This window comes from Paenibacillus sp. Y951, from assembly GCF_056786395.1.
The window spans coordinates 40,770-63,235 of the sequence record NZ_JBXCIY010000013.1; the positions used below are offsets into that span (position 1 = coordinate 40,770).

Here is a 22,466-nt window from a genome sequence, read left to right on the forward strand (position 1 = left end):
TTGATCTAGAAAATTCCAGGTATTTTTACGGAGTTCTCTTAAACTTTCTTCGGAGTCGCAGAGTTCTAAGAATTTATTAGTATTCTCTTTAAAATCCATCATTTTCACCTCAATTATGTTATGTAAAATAACATCTCTACTACAAAAGTTAATTAGCCATATTATACTTATACAAAATTAACTAGTCAATACAAGAGATGGAAAAATAATGTGGTTGCGTGTAAAATTAAATTATTACGTTTGGAGGGAGCTCTTTAAAATGGTGAGAGTATTTCTTGGAAGTGCGAACACGACAAGTGCACTTGATGATTTAAGAAAGATAGCGATGCTCATTGAAGAAGAAGGTCATGGTGCAATACCATGGTATTCTCCAGGGGTATTTCCTCTTGGGAAACATATGGATGAGAGTTTACACAAAATTTGTAAACTGGTAGATGCAGCAATTCTTATATTTAGCGAAGATAGCCATGTTTTATTTGATAATGAGTTTAGCTTACACCCTAAATCTAATGTTCTTTATGAATATGGCTTATTTAAAGGCAACTTGGGTGCTGAGCGAACGATTATATGTAGAAGAGGCTCGTCAACAATTCCGTCAGACCTAAGCGGGGTAATTTACTGTAATTTATACAAGGAGTACAAGGCCGAAAGAGAACTACTTGCATGGCTGAGGCTGCTAAGTCCGAAAAAGTAACGAACCAAGAACAAACTTACTCTTCGGAAAGGGCAGGAGATTATTGTGAGTAAAAAACCAAATTTACAATCGTTGCGCGGCATCTCGGAGTTAAAGTATGTGAACGCCGATAACGTTACACGTTATCGGGCAATCATGTGCTATGTCTATCAACAATATCAAAAATTAAACTATTGGCTTAAGCCTGAACAGATTTTTGAAGGGCTGATGGACTGGGGATTACATGAAAATTATACTTTGGAACAATGTCAAATTGATCTTACTCAATTAGCTGAGTGGGGAAATCTATCGGCACAACATGATGGGGAACGTGCAGTAACCGTAGAAGAATATCTTCGTAAAAAGTATCGTTACCTTCTCACACCTTACTCTATTGAGATAGAACGAATGCTAGAGAGTTTGGAATCAATTCGAGGGTATGGAGGTTCATTGGAACCTACTCTTTTTGACACAATTTCAGATACCTTGTTTAAGATCAGAGAGAACTCAGGTATATATGAGCATGGTAAAGCTTTGGAGTACTGGAAGACACTATTTAACTCGTTTCAAACATTACACGAAGCATCTGTGGATTACATTGCAAGTCTTCAAACGGGAATGGCTGAAGATTTAATGACCACAGATGCTTTTTTAATGTATAAGGACTCGATTACACATTACCTACAAGATTTCATACAAGCATTACAAAGGCGTTCCTATAAAATTGAAGGCTACTTAAATAAGATAACACCCGGAGTTCAAGAAATATTTTTAAATGCAGTAGTAGATGATGAATGGCGGGTTCCCAAACTAGAGCAATTACTAACCAAGGACCAGCATTTGGATGAACTTCAGGATAAATGGGGCAGTTTGACTAGATGGTTTCTCGGTGATCAAAATTCAATTAGTGATTCACTTTTACTGGAGCGTGCAACAAAAGATGCCATCGTGAAGGTAGTACGGAGTGCAGTACGTATTCAGGACAAGAAACGTTCTAGTATCAGTAGGAAGAAAGATCTTGATTATTTAGGGAAATGGTTTTATGAAATCTCCGACCTTGATACTGCCCATAAATTATCAGCATATGTATTTGGCCTATTTCCGGCTCGTCACCTGCAAGGTGAAGATTTTCGTGAGTCGGACAGCAAAGAAATTTCAATGTGGCAAGAGTCAGCAATTTCACGAATAATACGATCACGAAGCAGAAGAAGAAATGAGCGGCAGGATACAGAGGTAGCTATTGACAATAGCGCATTAAAAGAACAATTCAGGCAATCATTTATGATCAAGCAGAAGCAAGAATTAGAATTTTTGATTCAAATGGTTGATGTTGGGGAAATAGCTATTTCAGAATTAGACTCCATAAAGGGGATAACAAGGCTGCAATTGTTAGGTTGGATTAGTCGTTGTAATACATCTTCTAGCAACTCTTATCTAACATCAGAAGGTATTAAGATCGTGTTAAACCATCCTTCTGACGGGAAACGTGCTCTATTGCAATGTGAAGATGGCAAATTAGAGCTGCTGAATTATCGTTTCAATTTCATAGTTATTAATCGTAAAGCTTGGCTTCAACAAGTTACTTGGTTCAATGGGCTTTAATTAGCGTTATTTCATTTTGGGGGATAAACACATGGCGAAAATAAAAGTTGGTAAGGCTAGTGCTAGAAGACATCGAATGCATCATTCAGATCGTAATGAGTTTGAGGAAAGAAAACAAATCTGCATGAATGCTCTATTGAATCGTTCATGGATTGATAAAGAGAAGAATGCTGAGATCTACTACTGGATTAAAGACCAATATTTTGAAATTAAAGATTGGTTTATGCATAATGCCGGTTATTCCATCTTTATGAACAGGAATTTTATTAAATTGGAAAAGGTTCCGGGCAAAGCTTGCCCTTGGATGGGATTTCAGGAATTTCGAGAACCATTAGATTACGCCTTATTTACCTATAGTCTGTGGTTTTTGGAGAATAAAATAGAAAGCGAACAGTTTTTGTTGACCCAGTTAGTGATTGAGATCAGGCAATACATGGTTGAACAAGGGATGGAAGTGAACTGGGGGAATTATTATCATCGTTTATCTATGGCCAGAGCGTTAAAAAAATTGAAAAGTTTGAATATCGTTCAGGCGGTAGATGGTGAAGAAACGAACTGGACTTCGAATTATGAACATTATGATGTGTTGTATGAATGTACTCTTTATTCACGTTATATCTTAAGAAGTTTTCCAGAAGAGTTATCGAGTTATACCAATATGGATGAGTTAAAACAAACTATGTTCTATGGTACGGATCCTGAGGAAATCGAAATGAAAAAGAGACATAATCTATACCGTCGTTTTTTGTTGGAACCAATAATACTTAATCATCAGTGGCAGGGGGATCTGTCATATCTACAAGAAGAATCTGTTTTTTTGATCAGAAATTTGAAAACAATGTTTGGTTGGGAAGGAAGTCGCTATAGGGAAGGAATTCTTTTGTTTGAGGACAATACTATGTCCAAATCAGAAACATTTCCTACACAGTCCGCGTTATCTGATTTAGCAATGCTTTTATGCGGAGAAGTTCGAAATATGGGGACAAATTCTGAAGGTACGACGATTGAATTAAATGGATTCGTACGTTTAACTAAAAATGAAATTGAACGAATACTTATTCAATTAAAATCACAGTTTGGGGAATTGTGGACTAACGAACATAAAAAGATGAATTCAGCAACATTGGCTGAACAAATATGTGACCATTTAACTGAATGGGGATTCGGACATTGGGAAGATCACATGTTTTTTGTATTAAATGGAGTCGGGGGAAGATGGGAAGTTCAATATAGATCAACAGAGCAGACTGATTAGGGGGATTTGATGTGGAACGATGGCATATGAACAGGGCTGGGATTCTGAATTTTTGGTATTACGACGAGGAACAATTTGAGTTTGAACAGGGCAGATTAATTTTACGGGGAACCAATGGTTCGGGTAAATCAGTCACCATGCAAAGTTTAATTCCACTTGTATTGGATGGGGACAAGAGACCAGAACGTCTTGATCCTTTTGGATCGCGTGACAGACGTCTTGAATATTATCTATTAGGTGATACTAATCAGGGTCATACGGATAGAACTGGTTATTTGTGGCTTGAATTTTATCACCCGCTAAAGAAGTTATTTAAGACGATCGGAATTGGAGTTAGAGCTCGTCGTGGGGTACCGCAGCTTGGATTCTGGGGATTTTTACTCGATGATAATAGAAGAATAGGCGAAGATTTTTATCTGTATGATCGAAGTCTGTGGTTAGAAGAAGGGAAAAAAGTTCCGCTCCAACGTAAAGTACTAGAAGAAAAAATAGCTTCCGGTGGACAAGTTGTTCAGGAACAAAGTGCATATCGGGAAATGGTGAACAAGGCATTATTCGGATTCAGAGAAACGGAATCCTATAAAGATCTATTAAAGTTACTGCTAGAGCTGCGAAGCCCAAAGTTATCCAAAGATTTAAAACCTTCGTCGATCTATGAAATCCTAAATAAATCACTTCCCCCTCTTATGGAAGAAGATCTAAGCTCTTTATCGGATGTTCTTGAAGATATGGATCAAATTACCGATCGATTGGATGAACTTCAATTACATGTTCGGGAACTCTCCATTCTTGAACAAAGTTACACTCGCTACAATCAATTACTATTACAACAAGCTTCCAGAGATGTAGTTCAAAAGTCGGAAGCTTTCAATAAAAATTTAATTCAATTAGAACAAGTAGAAAAGCAATTAAAAGAAATAGAAGAGAAGAAAAATGCAGTTATTCAGAAATTAATTGAGTATGAACAACTTCTTGGAGTTGCGGAAGTAGAACTTGAAGTTCTAACCCAAGGGGAAGCTGTAGGAAAACAAAGAGAACTAGAAATACAAGAAGAACAATTAAAGGAGATCCATAAGCAACTTCAGACACTTAGAGAGAAAATAACTTTCAACCAAGATAAACTCAAGCAATTGGAGCAAGTTATTTTTAGTTTAGTAGAATCTTTAGGTGGAATTGAAAATGAACAGAACGAAATGATTGGTGAGTTAGAAGACATGGCACGAGTGATCGAATTTAATGAGCATGATGTTTATCATGGAATATGGAGTCGTGGTATTCCAGAAGAAGATCAATGGCATAGAAATTGGATTCAAGATCTGGATGATCATAAGAGAAGGCTAATAGTCGCTCAACAAATGGCAAGAGAAGAAAGGGAAGCAGCAAGAGCAGCGGAAGAAATGGAAATACAGCTCGGAGAAGTTCTTCAACAAAGACACCAAATCGAAGAAGAACAGAACACTGAGGAAGAGAAGCTAGAAACAATTAAAGAAAATATAAGGGAGAAATTAGTTTTCTGGTATCAGAGATTGCAGTATCTACCTGCGCAAGGAGAGCAACTTAGAGAAAGCCTGAGAGCTTTAACTCTACTCAATATTAAAGATCGCCAGTATGAGCCAGTACGGATACCAGTTGTTGTTGTCTATGAACAGCAAAAAGAATCATATATGCAGAAGAAAGCTGACTTGAACCAAAAAAGAGCTTCAATTCAAGATGAGCAGATTAAACTGGAAAAGGAACTAGGTGAATGGAAGAATGCTAAGGAACCCGAGCCTAGAAGAACGGAAAGTAGAAACTTTTCTCGCAATGAGAGAAACACGGGTACAGGGGCACCATTATATGTAGTATGTGATTTTAATGAATCTTTGACCGAAAGTCAGCAAGCACAATTAGAAGAAACTTTAGATCAGGCTGGACTGTTGGATGCGTGGATTCTGCCCGGGGGACGGGTAGGGATACTCGAACAGCAGAGTAATGAAGAAGTTTGGATTCAAGTTCAAGCGTCGAATATAGAAATGGGTAAGACACTCAGTTCAGTTCTGCATGCAACTCCCACAAAAAAAAGCGGTTTATCAGTAGGAGATATCAATGATGCATTGAATTCTATAGGTTGGAAAGATGATAAAGATCCATTTACAAGCTACACTGAAGCACCTGGAACGTTAATCACAGATACAGGACATTTTAGTATTGGACCTTTATCCGGAAAGAATAATTCAAAACTACGGTCTGAATATATTGGAGTGGCGAATCGTTTACGCACAAAACAATTGGAAATGGCTAAGCTGGAAGCAGAAATACAGTATTCCAATGAACAACTGGAGAACATTAATGAGCAACTTTATGTATTATCTGTTAATCAACAAAATATGGAACTCGAATTAAGTTCATTCCCCGTCGATGTTGAACTGGAAAATCAGCTGGAAATGGTATTGAAAACAACAATTAAGCTGGAACATTTAATGGAACATGAACAAAAAGTAGAAGGACGCTACAAGTTGAAGGTATCTAGCTGGAGGGCGTTACAGGTGAAATTAATGGACCAAACAGCTGATTGGTCCCAATTGAAAAATGAATCACAGCTTAGCGAAGCGATAGAACTTTGTTCCTCTTATCAAGGTTATATTTCTTATTTGCACTCACATTGGGTACAGTATCGCAATACATTACAAATCAAGGGACATCAGGAAGAACAACACTCTAGCTTATTCAGTGCACTCGAGGGTGATCAGATAGAACAAGAGGAAAAACATATTCATAAAGTTAAATTGACAGCGGAAGTTAATATGCTCAGGGAAATTGTTAAAGATATGGGAATTGAGGAGATTCACAGACGAATTAGGGAATGTAAAGAGAAAAAAGGTATCTTGGTGAAAGAAATTTTTCGTTTGCAGGGGCTTAAAGAAGAGCAAAATATTCAATTTGGTAAAGCAGAAGGAAATCATGAGAATTGTCATGAAAAACTAAATGAAAGCCAAGACCGACTCAATATTACACTTGAAAAATGGAAAAGGGAAATTCGTTTGGGTCTGTTATCTTTATCTAGAAAATTTATTGAGCCAATTACGAAAGGGATTTCCGTCATAGATATAGTGACTTATTGTGAGCAAATTACAAAAGAAGATGTCACAATATCCACTAATGTTACTCAAGAGCGGTTAGTTAATGAGTTGACAAGGGAATATCATAAATCAAAAGCAAGTTTGCAGGAGTATTCAATTGATCTAGATTATGAAGAGCTAAACTCTAGTAGAATTATGATTCTCTCTAAGAGAGATCGCCTACATCCGCTTTCTCCAACCATGTTATTGAATGAGTTAACTCAACAAATGGAAGAGCAGCATATTCTACTAACTACTAAAGATCGGGAACTTTATGAAGAAATCATTATTGGAAGTGTAGGCAAAGCGATTCGTAAACGAATTCACCGCGCCAAAGCATGGGTTGATCAAATGTCCGAATTAATGAAGCAGAGAAATACATCAAGTGGTTTAAAACTTTCATTAAAGTGGCAGCCTTTGGAACGTAAAAATGAAGACGAGTTGGGTACTGAAGAATTGGTCAGTCTATTAATGTTAGATCAACATCGGATGGATGATGAACAAATAGAACAGGTCATATCTCATTTTCGGACGAGAATATTACAAGCAAAGCAAGAGTCCAAAAGAGAAGATGGCGTGTTACGTAACTTTATTTATTCACAGCTGGATTATCGTTCATGGTTTGAGTTTAGATTGGAACATATTAAAGGGGATAGAACTAATTATACGGAACTAACTGATAAGAAGTTTAATGTTCTAAGCGGTGGTGAGAAAGCTATGGCTATGTATATCCCATTATTTGCAGCTACGTATTCAAGATATAATGAGGCGAATTTGGATGCACCAAAAATAATTTCGTTAGATGAAGCATTTGCTGGTGTAGATGAAGCAAATATGCGTGATATGTTTCATTTGCTGACTGATATGGGTTTCGATTATATAATGACATCGCAAGTATTATGGGGTTGTTACGATACAGTGCCTAGTCTGGCGATTTATGAGATATATAGGCCCAAGGATACAGAGTTTGTTACCTTATTCCACTACCGATGGGATGGAGAAAGTAAAGTATTAGTTGATTAGAGGTGAACTATGGAACTCTTGACTCGCAAAACAGCCAAGCAATATTATTCAGATCCTTTACTTGAAAATATGTTGAATACAGTGTTTAGCAAATACAAGGGTCAAAACGGCGTAAGAGGGAATGCTCTCTTTGTAGTACAATCATATATTGAAGCCGAAAGGTTACAAGATTATTTTGGAGATAGGTTAAGGAAAATAATCATTCCAGGAGCGGAAGTCGAAGTGCACTTGAAGATTTTTTCTGAAGAATTAGATGAGGGATACAGTTTAACAATTCCTGAACTCTATGAAGTTCTGTACAGCAAGCAATTGCTCACAAAACGTGAACAGAAGGCTTTGAAATTATCGTCGTGGGAAAGGATTTTTGTTGAAGTTGAGCAAGATTTTATTAATGAATTTAATGTTTCTGAAACTGATCTTGAAGATTTCAATCAAAAGACGTGTAATTGGTTTCGAAGATTGAAGACTGCAGAATCGAAAGGTTATAGAGTTCTAACCAACGTTTTTGATAAAGATAAAGAATCAAGTGCTTATTCGGATTTGTTAATTTGCTTAGGTGCTTTATGGCATCTACTTATGAAAAAAGAGGAGATGCTTGAAAAAAGAGGTATCTCTACTGGGAAAATAAGATTGCCTACCTATGCGGACCATGTTACGAAGGATTCGCATGCCTTTGATAAAAAACGGACTGTAGGAAGATTATTATGGTACGCTCTTTATGACATAGAAATCCAGAGATCAAAGCTCAATGGGGTAGGGGAAAATGATATAACTGTCGTCCCAGAATATTTGTTTGAACGCCAAATTTATAGGAATTTTGATGTTCTGGATGATGATCTTAGTTCTATTTCTCATGTTTTTGTGCCCAATTTAATAAAAGGTACTTCGCCTCGTACATTAAATTTACGTGAGGTTGAGGAAATTGAAAAATTCCCAAAATACTCATCATTATATATTGTTGAGAATCCATCTACTATTTCTCATCTGGTAGATGAGGTTATTCACTTTCTTAATGTGAATGGACTTTCGCTAGAGCAACTTCCAATAGATTTTCCAGTTCTCTTGTGTACTATTGGTCAGTCAAGAACTGCTTCCAGAGTTTTTATTGAGAAGTGCCTTGTTGCAAATCCGAATTGCGTTATTTATTACTCGGGGGATCTTGATGTGCCAGGTATACAGATGTTTTACGGAATGAAAAAACAATTTTCAGCTCAATTTCATGCTTGGAGGATGGATTCTTCTATATATCATAAGTATGTTGCTCAAAAAAGCCAACCATTATCTGATGAGGACTTGAAATCACTTAAAGGTGCAGAAGGTGAGTTGGAAAAAGCAATGATACAGATTGGAGCCAAAGTTTATCAGGAATCGTTTGGAAAAGAGTTGAGTATGGATTATATCGAGGTAATAAATGAGGTAATCCGATTTAAAAATTAGTGCTATATAAGCATATGAGATGTACTTTGAAAGGAATGAAAAGGAAATTTGTTTATTTTCGTATCTGAATCATTTTCATAATGCACTGAACTAAAAAATAGACGAGAATATATGAAATCATATTTTTTGAAGCCTATATACTCAAGTTCACGCCGTCGATTATAAAAAGCAATGATGGTATGAGTGTTAGTTTCTCTAACCTGTCTGTAGATCGGTTCATGATCATATCCAGCATCCATCGTGGCATATCGGAAATGATGATTCAGATACCTTAACCCGTTTGATTTTAATAGAAGAATCGCTACATTTCCAATTTACCGAAATTGAATAGAAAACGATTAAATGAAGTAAGGCATCTGGACAAACGGAAAACCACCTGAACGGAACCAACCTTAGTCATATTGCATTTGGCAGACAGACAACAAGATACCTAGACCTTACAACATAAAGACTAATGGAAAGAACAAGGTCTGGTGAAATATACGGTTCAACGGTTGCTGGCAAGGGAAATATATTTGGGTTACATCACTTATGGTAAAACCCGTTCCAAGCGCGGTCAAGTAGAGCTTGTTCCCGAAGAAGAGCGGATTGAATTCATGGGAACACATGAAAAGCTAAAAACGCTGGAAGAACATGAATCTTGTGAAGAGGATATGATCACGAAACAAGTATTTTTGGAGAAAAAGGTAGTTCGATCAAGGCAGATACAGAAGCTGGAGAAAATGTTGCATCCTTATTAGGAACATTCCGCATTATATGAACGACTAAAAACTGCGTAGATGTGTAAGGATATGCTGATAAATATTCAATTTTCTCCATAAACTTCTTTGGTTGCTCATGAGACAATTTTGCGAAAGTTTTACCCATGCATTATCCATACGCTTAAGGGACAACACGGGTAAAACGCCATTCCCGTTGAAAAGAAAATTTACGATTATGTTGTCACAGATTCTAAGATCGAGCGGACAGTCGCGAAAGAGCTGGATACTAGTAATGAAGTTAACATTTATACCAAGCTTCCACGTGGTTTTTACATTCCTACTCCAGTCGGCGATTACAACCCGGACGGCGCGATTGTGTTCAAAGAAGGTGATATTAAGCATATTTACTTTATTGCTGAGATGAAAGGTTCAATGGACTCGAAGGAACTGCGTGAAGTCGAGAGGACGAAGATTGAATGTGCACGGAGGCATTTGGCTAAGCTAAACTCGGATCAGTTGAAGTATGATGTAGTTAACAACTATGAGAATTTGTTGGAGATCGTAAAGGGTTGAAGTTTTGAAGATGGGGATACTCCTCATCTTCTTTTTAGTATTGTAATACAGATGAATAATTGAGGTGTTAATTTCTAGAAATATGGTTACGGTGTTGTTCACATTGATTTTTGTAACAAATGTGTTACAATCAGAGTATCATGATGCAAAGAAGTCTTGAAAGGGGAATGTTCTATGTCAACTACGCTGTACACAGAGCTAGGAATAAAATTAAAAACTGCGAGGGAATCCTGTGAATTAACACAAGCTAAAGTGGCTCAATATCTGGGGATAGCGAGGGGACTAATCTCTTATTACGAAAACGGAACTCGGCAAATTGATCTGCTAACATTAAACAAGTTATCTAACTTATATGGTTACCCTGTTGATCATTTTTTATTAAATGAAACACAAGACGAAGACATAGTTACTCTCGCCTTTAGATCAAATGGGCTCAGTGATACTGATTTAGATGTTTTGGCAAGGGCAAATGGATTTCTCCATAACCTTAATTGGATGAATAAAGTACTAAGTGGAAGGTCTGAATAATGACAATAGAAAATTGGATGACTCTTTGCCGGAAACAAGCTGCTGAAATACGTAAGGATTTTGGGATAAGCATATTCAGCCCTGTAGATATCTCGAAAATATACCATGAATCCAAAATTAATATGATAATCGAACCTATTGAGAGTGATATCTCTGGTTTTTTTCTACGTAAGGGGTCCAATGAATTAGTATTTATTAATTCAGCCAAAAGTAAAGGTCATCAGACTTTTACTGCTGCACATGAATATTATCATATTAAATTTGACTTAGAACTGCAAGGACGTGCTTGTTCTGTTGGGAAATTCGATAGGCGATCTCCTTCTGAATATAAAGCCGATATGTTTGCGGCTTATTTACTTGCACCGGACGAAGCTATTCATCACCATATACACAGATTAGGTCGGAATGAAGATTGTCTCACATATAATAATGTCATTGAATTGGAGCAGCATTTTGGACTAAGCCATCAAGCTATGTTGAAAAGACTTAGACAAATGGAAATTTTAACTCCCGAGGAAATCGACCGTTTTAGATCTGGGGTTATAGACAGGGCACTGAGAAGTGGTTATGATGTGACTTTGTATAGAGCTACTAATGAAAGAAAAATAATCTCTGAATACGCCGAAAAAGCCCTAGAAGCCCTTGAGAAAGAATTAATATCTGAAGGGAAATACGAAGAATTATTATTGGAAGGCGGTTTTGCAGATATTTTGTTCGGAGATGAGATTGAGGAGGGAGAATTACTTTGAGAGTAATCTCTGATGTTTCTCCCTTTCTTTTTGATACTGATTGTATTAGTTCGTTTTTATGGGCTAATAGATTAGATATACTGTATCAACTTTATGCTGAACAAGTTTTTATTCCAAGTCAGGTGGAAGAAGAACTCGATAATCTTCGAAAGTTCTCTAATTACTCGTGGGTACCTGAGTTGCTACATCAAGAGATCATAGACGGTAGAATACATAAAATTGATATTATCATAGGATCGGATGAAAGTGCCGAATTCATTAGATTGACAACAGGTGGTACTCTAAGGCCAATGGGCAAAGGTGAGGCTGCTGTTCTATCATGGGCTAAGTTTCGTGGTGGTACAGTTGCAAGTAACAACTTAAACGATGTAAATGAGTACTGTTCAACCAATGACGTGGGACTTATTTCTACTGACGATATACTATGTTTAGCTCATCATCGGGAACTAATTAGTAAGGATGAGGGCAATGCAATCTGGGCTATTATGATGAGCAAAAAGAGAAAGTTGCCACCTTATAATTTTTCAGAAGCATATCATAGATATATTAATACTCTCCCCAAGAGATAGTTTAATGTCTTTGTAAGCATCTCACACTGGCAGCGATGAGGTCAGGGGTTCGATCCACTTAGGTTTCATACCTGAAAAATCTGCTAAATAGGACAATAATAATATACTTTCTTAATCCATTTAGAAGGCGCGATTCTTATGAATTGCACCTTCTATTTATTTTAAATATAATGATTACATTCAAAACGGAAACTAGTATATTCATCATTAAATACCCTTGAAACAGAAGAATAAGTATGATCCTTCCATATTAAACCATCTACTTTAATTAAAACTACATATTTGAACAGAAAAAAATAGAACAATAATTTTTCTGAGAAATGAACTTTTAACCACACTAAACACTCTTACAAGCAAGAGAGGTGAAGAAATGAATGTCATTAAGCTAGTGAAGAAAGCCAAGAGAGGCAATAAAGAAGCGTTACTCCAATTAATCATGTACCAGAAAGATACATACTACAGGCTTGCTTTCAGCTATATGGGAAATAACGATGATGCGCTAGATGCGATGGAGGATATGATTGTAATCCTTTATGAAAAGATACATCAGCTGCAGAAGGAAGCATCATTTTACAGCTGGAGCAAAACAATATTGGTTAATTGCTGTAAAAGCTTACTGAGAAATCGTAATAAGTTATTGCTATTGGATGATATGAACATCGTTGAAGAAAATGTACTATCTAACCCTTACATAGATGATCCTTATCGTAGCAGCGATCAACAAGTGGACATGCAGGCATTATTATTACACATCAACGAGCATCAAAGAGAAGCCATTCAATTAAAGTATTTTCATGATCTTGATAATCAAACGATAGCAGATATTACAAATGTTTCATTGGGAACTGTTAAATCTAGAATATTTGAAGGATTAAGAAAATTAAGAAACCAGTATAGGGGTGATATTAATGAATGATATCGAAAAGTTGTTGAACCATGAGCATAATCGTATGGACTCCATAACAGCACCTGATGAGCTAGAATTAAGATTACGTAATGCTCTAGATAATAAGACTGCTACTAAGAAGAGAAAACGTTTTACAAAGGTATGGAAGGTCGCAGCGGCAGTGTTGATAATGACTTCTATCGTTAGTTACAACTATAATGCATTTGCTTACTATGGTAAAAAGATACTTGGATTTGATGCTTTAATTGACGGTACTTTACTTGATCTCAATGAAGCGGGAATGGGACAAAGTGTAGACGCAAGAAATACACTTCTAGACGGCACAGAACTTGTCATAGACGGGATTATGTCGGATGCCAATCAGTTCATTATGTATTACACATTATCTAATCATAGTGGGCTAGATGATACCATCGACGTATTTAGCAGACCTCATATTAACGGTTTTCTAACCGATTCTAATTTCAATTCAGGAACTTCGATCCTCAATGACGATCAAACAGAAATAAAAGGGATGATGACTTTCGATCCCGTAAGTCCCTTTTCTAAGCAATTAACGCTTTCCTATTGGGAAAATGCGACTACTAATGGGATGAGTGAAGATAGCATTACATTTGACTATTATCCAGATAAAGCAATGCAAACTGAAATTAAGCAAAAGATTAATGAACGTTTTAAGGTAGACAAAGGATCAATTACTTTTAAGTCGATTACTGCGACACCAACGATGACTTTGATCAAAGGGACGATGAATGTCGAAAATTTTGATAGAGTGAGTTCAGCGTTAGATGGTATTGAATTAATCGCCAATGAAAAAGCGATTCCTATTATAGGTAGTGGAAGAACAACTTCTTATAAAGGGACCACATTTGAAATCAAATACGATGTGCTGCCGAAAGAACTTGAGTCATTGCAATTAGTTATCAATGAGTTTGTAGGTTATGAGAAGCTAGAAGCAAAATTTTCGCTAGAAGCTATTGTAGATGAGCCATTCATGATTGAAGATAAAGAATTTTGGGTGAAAAACAATACTACGAGTTCAGAAAGAGTAGAAGTAACAATTGCAACAGCTGAGGATGTAATGCTTGATGGTGTATCTATTGAAACAAAAGACGGGATAGTTCCATTAACTACAACTGTTAGGCAGGAGATGATAAAGCAGGCAGATGGTACAATAATGAAGGAGCGTACATTACTATTTGATACTGTGGATGAACCCCAATATATACGAATTGAAGGTATGCACTATATGAAAACATACAATTACGAAATTGAAATCCCAGTAAAGTAGGCTGCTAATACATCTAATAACGAGGTAGTGTTCTTGAAGATATGTTCAAGTTCACTACCTTGTTTTTCTTAACTAATGAATTAACCCTCAATTAAGCCAAGATATCTTATTTCCTCGTCGTTTACTATAACAATTAATACCGGGCCCATTTTTTTCACTGGTTCATAGATTTCTGTGTCAACGGGAAGCTTAGTCGCCATTTCATGTTCGAAAGTAAGATCATCTGTAAATTGTTTAGTTATTGTTCCGACATGCTCACCAATCGTTAGTTCAGCTTGTTCGACCCATTCAATATCACTAGCATTCGTGTAAATAATATCCTTGTATTGAAAAATATCTGCATTTGGATTTTGAGCGAGAACTTCTTTTGCGGTTGGATTACCTATACTTATCGCAGTATGCGAAGGTTGAGAATAAATTGCTTTGGATTGGTTACATCCTGTAAGTATGATTATAGCAATGAACAGTGCAATGATTGCCTTCATTACAGGCACTCTCCTTTTCTAATTTAGAAACGTACAAACTGCTTATTCGATGTTGTATTTCAACATTCCTATTAGTTACATAACGAAACAAAGTAACGTAATGTTGCAAATACTTGGTGGAAACACCACTAGAAGAAGAGAAGGTTGTCAATAATGAAAAGAGGATTTCACAATAATGATAAGTGACATTAAACACTTTAGAAAGCAGGTAATGAAGTATGCCGAATAGGAAGCAAGCAGAATGTGGCTCACAAATAGATATGCACCGCCCATATCCTATACCAAAGAGACCTTGGGTAATGCATCAAACGTGGAACGATGTACTATTTTCTCATTGGTCAATTCCAGTAAAGGAGCTTCAAGCCATTGTTCCAGCTTGTTTACCCCTTGATACATATGAAGGACAAGCATGGATTAGCATCGTACCTTGTTGGATGAGTGGAGTGAGACCTCGATTTATCCCTTCAATACCTTATTTGTCGCAATTTCCTCAAATTAATCTAAGAACGTATGTCACATTGGACGGAAAACCTGGAGTATATTTTTTTAGTCTAGATGCAGATCAATCCATTATGGTTGAATTAGCGAGGCTTAGCTTTCATCTTCCGTACTTTCGAACAACGATTCAATATAAGTCAGATGAGTATCATCATGTGAGTTATAACAGTATTAGAAAAGACTCAAGAGCTAATAGCGGGCAATTCAAAGCATCGTATCGTCCTATTGATGATGTAAACTTAAGTGAGTCAGGAACATTGGAGTATTGGCTTAGTGAGAGATATTGTCTGTACAGTGTAGATAAGAAGGGACGTGTCTACCGTGGTGAGATTGATCATTGTAGATGGCCGCTACAGCCTGCTGAAGCCGACATAGAAATTAACTCATTGTTTGCATCGTTTGGGATTGAAGTACCACAAAGTAAACCTCTTTTTCATTTTGCAAAAAGACTTCATGTGCATGCTTGGTTGTTAGAAGGTTGTCGTCCAGACAATAATTAAGTTTGATAATTTTGTTAAATGAAACTTTAAGTGGGTTTTGTTCGTCTATGTTGAATAATAATATAAACGCACTTGGAGGTTAATATTTATGAGGAAAACCATTATACTTTTTTTATGTGCTACGATAATGTCTATCATTGCTGTAGGTTGCCAAACAGCGGATAATCGTACATCGGAAGTAAAAACAACTGATTTAGTATTACAATCCAAAGAAATTGATAGCCTGCCATTAGAAATCACAAAAATAAATCTATATCAAACCAAAGGTGACAGTCCAACAGTCTTTAGCGATGTAGAAGCTATTGAAACTTTCAGAAGTATTATTGCCAGTGCTGAAAAAGAAGCGGGTATAGTGAATATGATGAATCCAGATTTTAATTTGGATGTTATTTATGCCGATGAGAGTAAAGAAGCATATCATTTATGGATAGGAGAAGAAGGGCAAAAGAGTGCGTTGATGGAAGCTAGTGATACGCATACCATCTATACTTTTCCAAAAGAAATGAGTGTTAAGCTAAATGATTTAGTTGAACAACAACAATAATATTGTCTAGCAACTTTGGCAGGTAGTGGATCTAACATTAATGCTATTAATTGAGGAGGAGAACCGTTGCATGAAATGGTTTGGGGAGAAAAAGTGGATGATTGGTTGTATTGTCATGGTTATTATCCTGTTTATACTTACTGTAAATTATGTTGCGATAAATAAACAGAATAATTCATTGATAGAAGCAGCAATAGACAATATGGATGCTGAATGGAATCAACTATATCTTCTATCAGAAACGATAAATAAATACTATATAACAAATGATTTTCAAGACTCAGATAAGTTTCTATGGTATGTAAATAGAACTTGTTATAATTTTAAATTGGGAAGTCCACATGAAATTAATTGGAATATACACAATTTACTCACATTGGCTTATGACCCACTATTTAAAGATTTGGCCCTCGAGAGAGGTCCTTTAAACAAAGAAGAAGCAACCGAGCTATTTAAAGAGATGAATGATGAAATTATGGTAATTAGTAAAAGTATTATTGAACTGAAGGATACAGAGAAAGAAAAACTACTGCTAGAACCAACATCATCGGAGTTTATTGAAGTGGGCACAAAAATAAAAAGTGTTGCAGATAAATATGGAAAATTAGTAGATGATTATTTTAGAGGGAATTAAAAATAACCTATAGAATAGACCTTTTTCAAATCTCTACTCTATAGGTACCGTTTACATTAAGGTAAGCTATATCCCAAGTTCAGATAGCTTCAAGTCAATTAATCTATCTTTACACCATAAGAATGGGCGAAATGGACGGCTTGTTCTCTGTCTAGTCGTACACCTTTAACATTGAACGACATGAAGTTAACGCCGTCCAAGTCAGCACCGCGCATATCCGCACCTTGTAGCTTGGCGTTGGTAAGAACCGTTCTCGTCAGATCACAATTACGCAAGTCGGCTTTTTGTAGATTGGCCTCTGTAAGATCTGCCTCGTGGAAACGAATACCTCGCAAATCTTGTTTCTCAAAGCGAGCTTGTCTTAAATTCGTGTAGGACCAATCTCCATTTATTATTGAAATTCCGTCCATACGAGCTTTAATAAAGCTTGATCCTGTCATTTTACAATTATTGAATTTTGAGACGAACAGATTGGCTTCGTCAAAGATACAGTTCTCAAATGCTGATTCCGTATGGATGGAACTATTTAACGAAGCACCATTAAAGCTACATTCGATAAAACGGCAATTACTCGTATTTAATTCCTCTAATGAGGTATCTACAAATGTACATCGTTCAAACGTACAGCGAATTAAATCCCCTTCATTCAAATCCTTATGATTAAAATTAACTTCTTTATAGTGTTGATCAATATATTCAAACATGGTGTTCCTCCCTATTTCAAAATTAAGCCTAATAGACCGACAAACGAAGTTGCTTGTTGTGGAGCGATGATACATCCTGCCAAATCCTCAATGTCTACATGCAATCCTTCAAATTCACAATTGCTAAGATCAATTCCATTCAACTTTGTACCTGATAATAAAGCTTGATCAATGTTGCAAGTGGAGAAGGAAAACTTTTGTATAGTGGCCTTATAAAAGTCTGAGTTGCTCAAAGAACAATGATCAAAATCTACTAGCTTGAAAGTTGAAAAGCGGAAAACAGAGTAATCGCCAACGCAGTTTTGGAAAGTTACGTTTTGGAATCTGCTTTTCGTGAAGTCTGTTCCGATTAATTTACAATTATTGAATTGCACGCGATGAAGAAATGAACCAGATAAATCAACGTTAGACAGATCACATTTTTCGAAAATGACATCAGTAAGCTCAAGTTCCTGTAGCGTGGATTCCATTATCGTAATATTATTAAAGACTACTTTATCAAAAGAGACTTTATTAGCATGTTGATCGTCAATTGTAATATCGTGAATCGTACCATTACTGAATTCATCCTTTGATTGCAAGGAGTACAGCTGCCCAGTAAGCGCAGGCAATTGTAAAGGGATTTTAGGTGCTTCAATCTTGCTATTCATGTATACCTCCGCGAAAAAAATAGAGTAACTACGTCAATGTGTAATCTACTATAATGATTGTCCAACTAATATACAAGCTTGAAAAATATGCGAAAGTGTGTGCAATGACTGAATGAATTCAAAGAAGTATGAAAGTGTGTGCAATGGCTTACTGAAATCTGAGAAATCAGCAAGCTACAATATTACGAGAACTTAATTTAGTGGGAATAAATCAGTAGTTTTAATTCAGTTGTTATTTTTTCAGTAATAACGTAAGCTTCACCATCTGGAGTCAGTAGTAAGCCGTTTTTTATGTTCGCATCTTCTGCAATATTTAATTGATACTCCATTGGCGATGCATCTTTAAAAGTCACATTCATATGAAACAGAGGGGCATACTCAGCTTCACGCGTATCGATAATTCCATATCTTATTGCATTTTCAAATACTTTTATATCGTTGACGTCCTCAAATGTCAGTTCTGGAAATGGTTCGTCCATGAGAACATTACAAACTTCAGTACATTTTACGATAATGGACTGTATTTCGGTTGAAACAAGTAAATCATTAATGGCATTAGCTAATTCTGTGTTTGACTTAAGCTGATAACCATTCACAGAGTTAGTAGAGAACTGTACATTTAATTCGTTGGCGGAGTAAAGGATTACGCTATAAAGCGTTCCAGATGTGCTATCTGTTTCTTTATAAATTGCAAGTGGTAGGGTAGAGACATCTTGTACCCATTGTTTAATAATATCAGGTTGCCTAATTTCATACAGTTCTCCATCACCGCCTCTAATCGAAATATAGTCAACGCCATTAAGGAGATCACCGTACTGCTCCTGAAGTGTCGTCTCGACTAGATTTTTTGAAGACACATTAGAACAACCACTTATAAGAATGACAACTGATACAAATACTAATAACATTCGCATAGAAATAACGCCTCACTTCCAAAATATTACTACTCAACTTCTTAACGTGTTGTATTATTGGAAAGTTGCGTGGATTGAAAGGTTTCATGTCCAATGGTAAAATGAAAATTATAAAGGAGCCATGCTAGACACATGACTCCCCTTCTGGAATAGTCGCTTTTAAGGGCGATTGGCTTTATAAGGATAATACGGAATACAAATAGACCGAAACCTTGCGATGGGCGGTCTATTTGTCGTTCCTGAATGACAATTTTTAATTTATCCCCCATTACTACGACGATCATCTAAATACTTACTTGCTGGTTTACCATAAGTTCGTTTGAAAATTCTTTGGAAGTAACTAACATCTGTATATCCAAGATAATCTGAAATTTCTGTAATAGTTAATACAGATTGGGAAAGCATATAAATAGCTGTTTTCATGCGAATCGAATGAATATACTCACTAATCGTTTGTCCTGTACCTTTCTTGAATAGATTCGCAACATAATTTGGACTACGACGGATATAGTCGCCAAGATGTTCTTTCGTTATATGTTCGCGATAGTGACTTTGAATATAAGCTTTCATTCGATCAATATGAATAATTGAAGCGGGTGCCAACTCCCCGCGGTCTAACTCTCGTTGCCAAAGCGCCAAAGTGTCAAGCAGAAAAGAGCTTGCACGTAAACTTGTATAGGTGTGCTCTTCACCATATTCACTCCATATTGGTCGAAATGTTTCCATCGTACGATCAAACAAACCTGACGTAGAATGAGTCATGGAAGTACTTTGCAACATAGGGAGCATCTGATAAAGCTCGTCCAATGCCGTAAATTGATAACTAAATTTCTGATGAATGGTTCGGTGAGGAGTTTCCTCAATAATGGTAGCGAGCTGCGGAGTAAGGATGAAATCTCCTTTTTCTGCCATGATTGTCATATCATCATAGGTGAAGGAGCAGCGGCCATAAGTCATAATATATAAATGGTATTGTTTGGATATATGTGTAAAGTGTTGCTGCCAATTCATTCCTTGATCATGCTTTATTGTCAATTCTGTGATCATCATTGCACCTCGGTATACTATAGTCCATCCATTATACTATAGTTCATGTACGCTGTGCTGAAAAAGGACTACAATAAGAGTGTAAATTAACTTAATCAAATTTATTGACACTGGAAATAACAGATATCAGAAGGAGACTTATATGAGCCACACAAAAATCGTATGTACAATGGGTCCATCAAGTAATTCTATTTCAATCCTTAAGGAAATGATGATCGCGGGTATGAACGTTGCGCGTCTAAACATGGCACATGGTGAACTTTCTGACCATAGCGGACGTATTCAACTAGTACGCGAAGCAGCTAGTGCTGCTAATAAAATCATTGCAACGATGATGGATATTAAAGGTCCTGAAATTCGTATCGGTACACTTGAAGAGTCTAGCTACGAGTTAGTTGCAGGAGAAATCTTAACATTAACTACTGAGCAAGTAGCTGGTAATGGTTCTCGCGTTAGTGTGAACTATCCAGATATGACAAGTGTTATCAACCCTGGAGATGTTATTCTAATTGATGATGGTCTGATTGAGCTGCATGTGAAGGATGTTGAAGGCTCAAATATGCATTGCGAAGTTATGAACGGCGGAACATTGAAACCTCGTAAAGGTGTTAACCTTCCCGGCATTAGCACGACATTACCAGGCGTAACAGCAAAAGACATTGTTCATATTGACTTCGGAATTAAAGAAGGCATCGATATGATCGCTATGTCATTCGTTCGTAAAGCTGAAGATGTATTAGAAGTTCGTCAAATTCTTGAAGATAATAATGCAGCACATATTCAAATTATTTCGAAGATCGAAAATCAAGAAGGTGTAGAAAATCTTGATGCGATTATCAAAGTTTCTGATGGTATTATGGTTGCTCGTGGTGACCTTGGTGTTGAAATTCCAGCTGAAGATGTTCCAATGATCCAACAGATGATGATTGAAAAATGTAATGAAGCTGGTAAGCCGGTTATCGTAGCAACTCAAATGCTGGATTCCATGCAAGTTAATCCTCGTCCAACCCGTGCAGAAGTAAGTGACGTTTCTAACGCCGTGCTACAAGGCGCAGATGCAATTATGTTGTCTGGCGAGTCAGCAGCAGGTAAATACCCGCTTGAATCTGTGAAAATGATGACGATGATTGCTGAACGTGCAGAGTCAACGATTGATTATAATAAAGGCTATGCGAAGAAAATGAATGTGGAATCAACTTCCATAACTGAAGTTATCTCTCAAGCAGTTGTAAACAGCTCATTGCAACTCAATGCAAAAGCTATTCTTACGCCTACTGAAAGTGGCTTCACTGCTCGTATGGTATCGAAATACCGTCCGCAAGCTCCGATCATTGCGATAACGCCGAATGAAAAGACATTAAGAAGTCTAACGCTTGTTCGTGGTGTTGTACCAGTCCAAGGTGAGTATGTTACAACAACAGACGATATGATTAACTCTGCTATTCGTAACAGCGTTCGTACAAATATCGTTGAATCTGGTGACTTTGTAGTTATCTCTGCTGGTATTCCTACTGGACGAGCAGGCGCTACAAATCTTATCAAAATCCATCAAGTTGAATAGTTCCTCTATATAGTATATAGAAAGAGCAGTTACGTTCCGCAATCGTAGATTGCAACGTAACTGCTCTTTTCATGTACATGGAATTAACGTGCCGGCAATGGTAATGCCGTTTGCGGATATTGATAATCATCACGATAGCAGTGCGTTGAATCGTCATAGAGAGATTGCGAGAGTTGATGAGAGATTTCAAATATCGGCAACGATGGTTCAATGTGCAATGTCGAACCAAAGAAGGTACAATTTTTAAATTCGAAATCCATACAAGTAATTAAAATTACACAATCGGTAAAGATACAGTTCGTGAATGCAAAGCCATCGAAGCAGATTGTTTCATTTTGAAAATGTTCATTCGTGATCAAACTTAATTCCATAGTATAGTCACCTCAAAAGTTATTTAACCGGATTAGTTTCTATACTAACAAAGGTTTGTAACAATGTTTGTCGGTTTGTGGATGGCGCATTGCATATACTTATCGACAAAAAATGTGATAGAGTTGTAGTGTTGATTTTGGGAAATTTCATT

22 protein-coding genes are annotated in these 22,466 nt (G+C 36.6%); 16 read left to right on the forward strand and 6 right to left on the reverse strand.

The window, feature by feature from the left end; translation table 11 throughout:
- Positions 1-259: 259 nt before the first annotated feature.
- From AC1TPB_RS17575 to AC1TPB_RS17630, 12 genes are all read left to right on the forward strand, one after another.
- Positions 260-694: a TIR domain-containing protein gene (locus AC1TPB_RS17575; protein ID WP_482077703.1), complete on the forward strand. Its 435-nt coding sequence runs from the start codon at positions 260-262 to the stop codon at positions 692-694.
- Positions 695-739: 45 nt separating this feature from the next.
- On the forward strand, positions 740-2,275 hold the full coding sequence (locus AC1TPB_RS17580; protein WP_482077704.1) for a TIGR02677 family protein: 1,536 nt from the start codon (positions 740-742) through the stop codon (positions 2,273-2,275).
- Between the two features lie 31 nt (positions 2,276-2,306).
- Positions 2,307-3,530 (forward strand): TIGR02678 family protein, encoded by a 1,224-nt coding sequence (locus AC1TPB_RS17585; RefSeq protein WP_482077705.1) that lies wholly within the window; start codon positions 2,307-2,309, stop codon positions 3,528-3,530.
- Positions 3,531-3,541: 11 nt separating this feature from the next.
- Positions 3,542-7,651 carry a TIGR02680 family protein gene (locus AC1TPB_RS17590; RefSeq protein WP_482077706.1) on the forward strand — a complete coding sequence of 1,370 codons (4,110 nt, stop codon included), beginning with the start codon at positions 3,542-3,544 and terminating at the stop codon, positions 7,649-7,651.
- 9 nt (positions 7,652-7,660) lie between these two features.
- A complete protein-coding gene (locus AC1TPB_RS17595; RefSeq protein ID WP_482077707.1) occupies positions 7,661-9,088 on the forward strand; it encodes a DUF2399 domain-containing protein in 1,428 nt (475 codons plus the stop codon).
- Between the two features lie 473 nt (positions 9,089-9,561).
- A complete protein-coding gene (locus AC1TPB_RS17600; protein ID WP_482077708.1) occupies positions 9,562-9,828 on the forward strand; it encodes a recombinase family protein in 267 nt (88 codons plus the stop codon).
- A gap of 186 nt (positions 9,829-10,014) precedes the next feature.
- Positions 10,015-10,362, forward strand: a complete 348-nt coding sequence (locus AC1TPB_RS17605) for a restriction endonuclease (RefSeq protein WP_482077770.1) — start codon at positions 10,015-10,017, stop codon at positions 10,360-10,362.
- 174 nt (positions 10,363-10,536) lie between these two features.
- On the forward strand, positions 10,537-10,890 hold the full coding sequence (locus AC1TPB_RS17610) for a helix-turn-helix domain-containing protein (protein WP_482077709.1): 354 nt from the start codon (positions 10,537-10,539) through the stop codon (positions 10,888-10,890).
- Entirely contained in the window at positions 10,890-11,639 is a 750-nt protein-coding gene (locus AC1TPB_RS17615; protein ID WP_482077710.1) for an ImmA/IrrE family metallo-endopeptidase, read from the forward strand. The genes AC1TPB_RS17610 and AC1TPB_RS17615 overlap by 1 nt, the downstream gene beginning before the upstream one ends.
- Entirely contained in the window at positions 11,636-12,208 is a 573-nt protein-coding gene (locus AC1TPB_RS17620; protein WP_482077711.1) for a PIN domain-containing protein, read from the forward strand. Before AC1TPB_RS17615 ends, AC1TPB_RS17620 begins: the two co-directional genes overlap by 4 nt.
- Positions 12,209-12,578: 370 nt before the next feature.
- Complete coding sequence (locus AC1TPB_RS17625; protein ID WP_482077712.1) at positions 12,579-13,124, forward strand: RNA polymerase sigma factor; 546 nt, start codon at positions 12,579-12,581, stop codon at positions 13,122-13,124.
- Positions 13,117-14,406 (forward strand): DUF4179 domain-containing protein, encoded by a 1,290-nt coding sequence (locus AC1TPB_RS17630; RefSeq protein ID WP_482077713.1) that lies wholly within the window; start codon positions 13,117-13,119, stop codon positions 14,404-14,406. Before AC1TPB_RS17625 ends, AC1TPB_RS17630 begins: the two co-directional genes overlap by 8 nt.
- Positions 14,407-14,486: 80 nt before the next feature.
- Here the strand turns inward: AC1TPB_RS17630 and AC1TPB_RS17635 are convergent, their stop codons facing one another.
- The gene (locus AC1TPB_RS17635) at positions 14,487-14,891 is read right to left on the reverse strand and encodes a hypothetical protein (protein WP_482077714.1); all 405 of its coding nucleotides are present in this window, start codon (positions 14,889-14,891) and stop codon (positions 14,487-14,489) included.
- Positions 14,892-15,190: 299 nt separating this feature from the next.
- On the opposite strand from AC1TPB_RS17635, the gene AC1TPB_RS17640 reads away from it, so the two are divergent.
- The 3 genes from AC1TPB_RS17640 (at position 15,191) to AC1TPB_RS17650 (ending at position 17,067) form a co-directional block, all read left to right on the forward strand.
- Positions 15,191-15,889 carry a YqjF family protein gene (locus AC1TPB_RS17640; RefSeq protein ID WP_482077715.1) on the forward strand — a complete coding sequence of 233 codons (699 nt, stop codon included), beginning with the start codon at positions 15,191-15,193 and terminating at the stop codon, positions 15,887-15,889.
- A gap of 88 nt (positions 15,890-15,977) precedes the next feature.
- Positions 15,978-16,433: a YhfM domain-containing protein gene (locus AC1TPB_RS17645; RefSeq protein ID WP_482077716.1), complete on the forward strand. Its 456-nt coding sequence runs from the start codon at positions 15,978-15,980 to the stop codon at positions 16,431-16,433.
- A gap of 70 nt (positions 16,434-16,503) precedes the next feature.
- A complete protein-coding gene (locus AC1TPB_RS17650) occupies positions 16,504-17,067 on the forward strand; it encodes a hypothetical protein (protein ID WP_482077717.1) in 564 nt (187 codons plus the stop codon).
- Positions 17,068-17,165: 98 nt separating this feature from the next.
- Here AC1TPB_RS17650 and AC1TPB_RS17655 read toward each other — a convergent pair whose 3' ends face one another.
- From AC1TPB_RS17655 to AC1TPB_RS17670, 4 genes are all read right to left on the reverse strand, one after another.
- Positions 17,166-17,771, reverse strand: coding sequence for a pentapeptide repeat-containing protein (locus tag AC1TPB_RS17655; RefSeq protein ID WP_482077718.1), 606 nt, complete (start codon positions 17,769-17,771; stop codon positions 17,166-17,168).
- Positions 17,772-17,782: 11 nt separating this feature from the next.
- The gene (locus AC1TPB_RS17660) at positions 17,783-18,421 is read right to left on the reverse strand and encodes a pentapeptide repeat-containing protein (RefSeq protein WP_482077719.1); all 639 of its coding nucleotides are present in this window, start codon (positions 18,419-18,421) and stop codon (positions 17,783-17,785) included.
- Between the two features lie 197 nt (positions 18,422-18,618).
- On the reverse strand, positions 18,619-19,329 hold the full coding sequence (locus tag AC1TPB_RS17665; RefSeq protein ID WP_482077720.1) for a hypothetical protein: 711 nt from the start codon (positions 19,327-19,329) through the stop codon (positions 18,619-18,621).
- Positions 19,330-19,593: 264 nt separating this feature from the next.
- Positions 19,594-20,370, reverse strand: a complete 777-nt coding sequence (locus AC1TPB_RS17670; protein WP_482077721.1) for a helix-turn-helix domain-containing protein — start codon at positions 20,368-20,370, stop codon at positions 19,594-19,596.
- A 154-nt stretch (positions 20,371-20,524) separates the two neighbouring features.
- Here AC1TPB_RS17670 and pyk point away from each other — a divergent pair, with 154 nt between their 5' ends.
- The gene (gene pyk, locus AC1TPB_RS17675) at positions 20,525-21,943 is read left to right on the forward strand and encodes a pyruvate kinase (RefSeq protein WP_482077722.1); all 1,419 of its coding nucleotides are present in this window, start codon (positions 20,525-20,527) and stop codon (positions 21,941-21,943) included.
- An 83-nt stretch (positions 21,944-22,026) separates the two neighbouring features.
- On the opposite strand, the gene AC1TPB_RS17680 is transcribed toward pyk, so the two are convergent.
- Positions 22,027-22,314: a hypothetical protein gene (locus AC1TPB_RS17680; protein ID WP_482064164.1), complete on the reverse strand. Its 288-nt coding sequence runs from the start codon at positions 22,312-22,314 to the stop codon at positions 22,027-22,029.
- Positions 22,315-22,466: the final 152 nt, after the last annotated feature.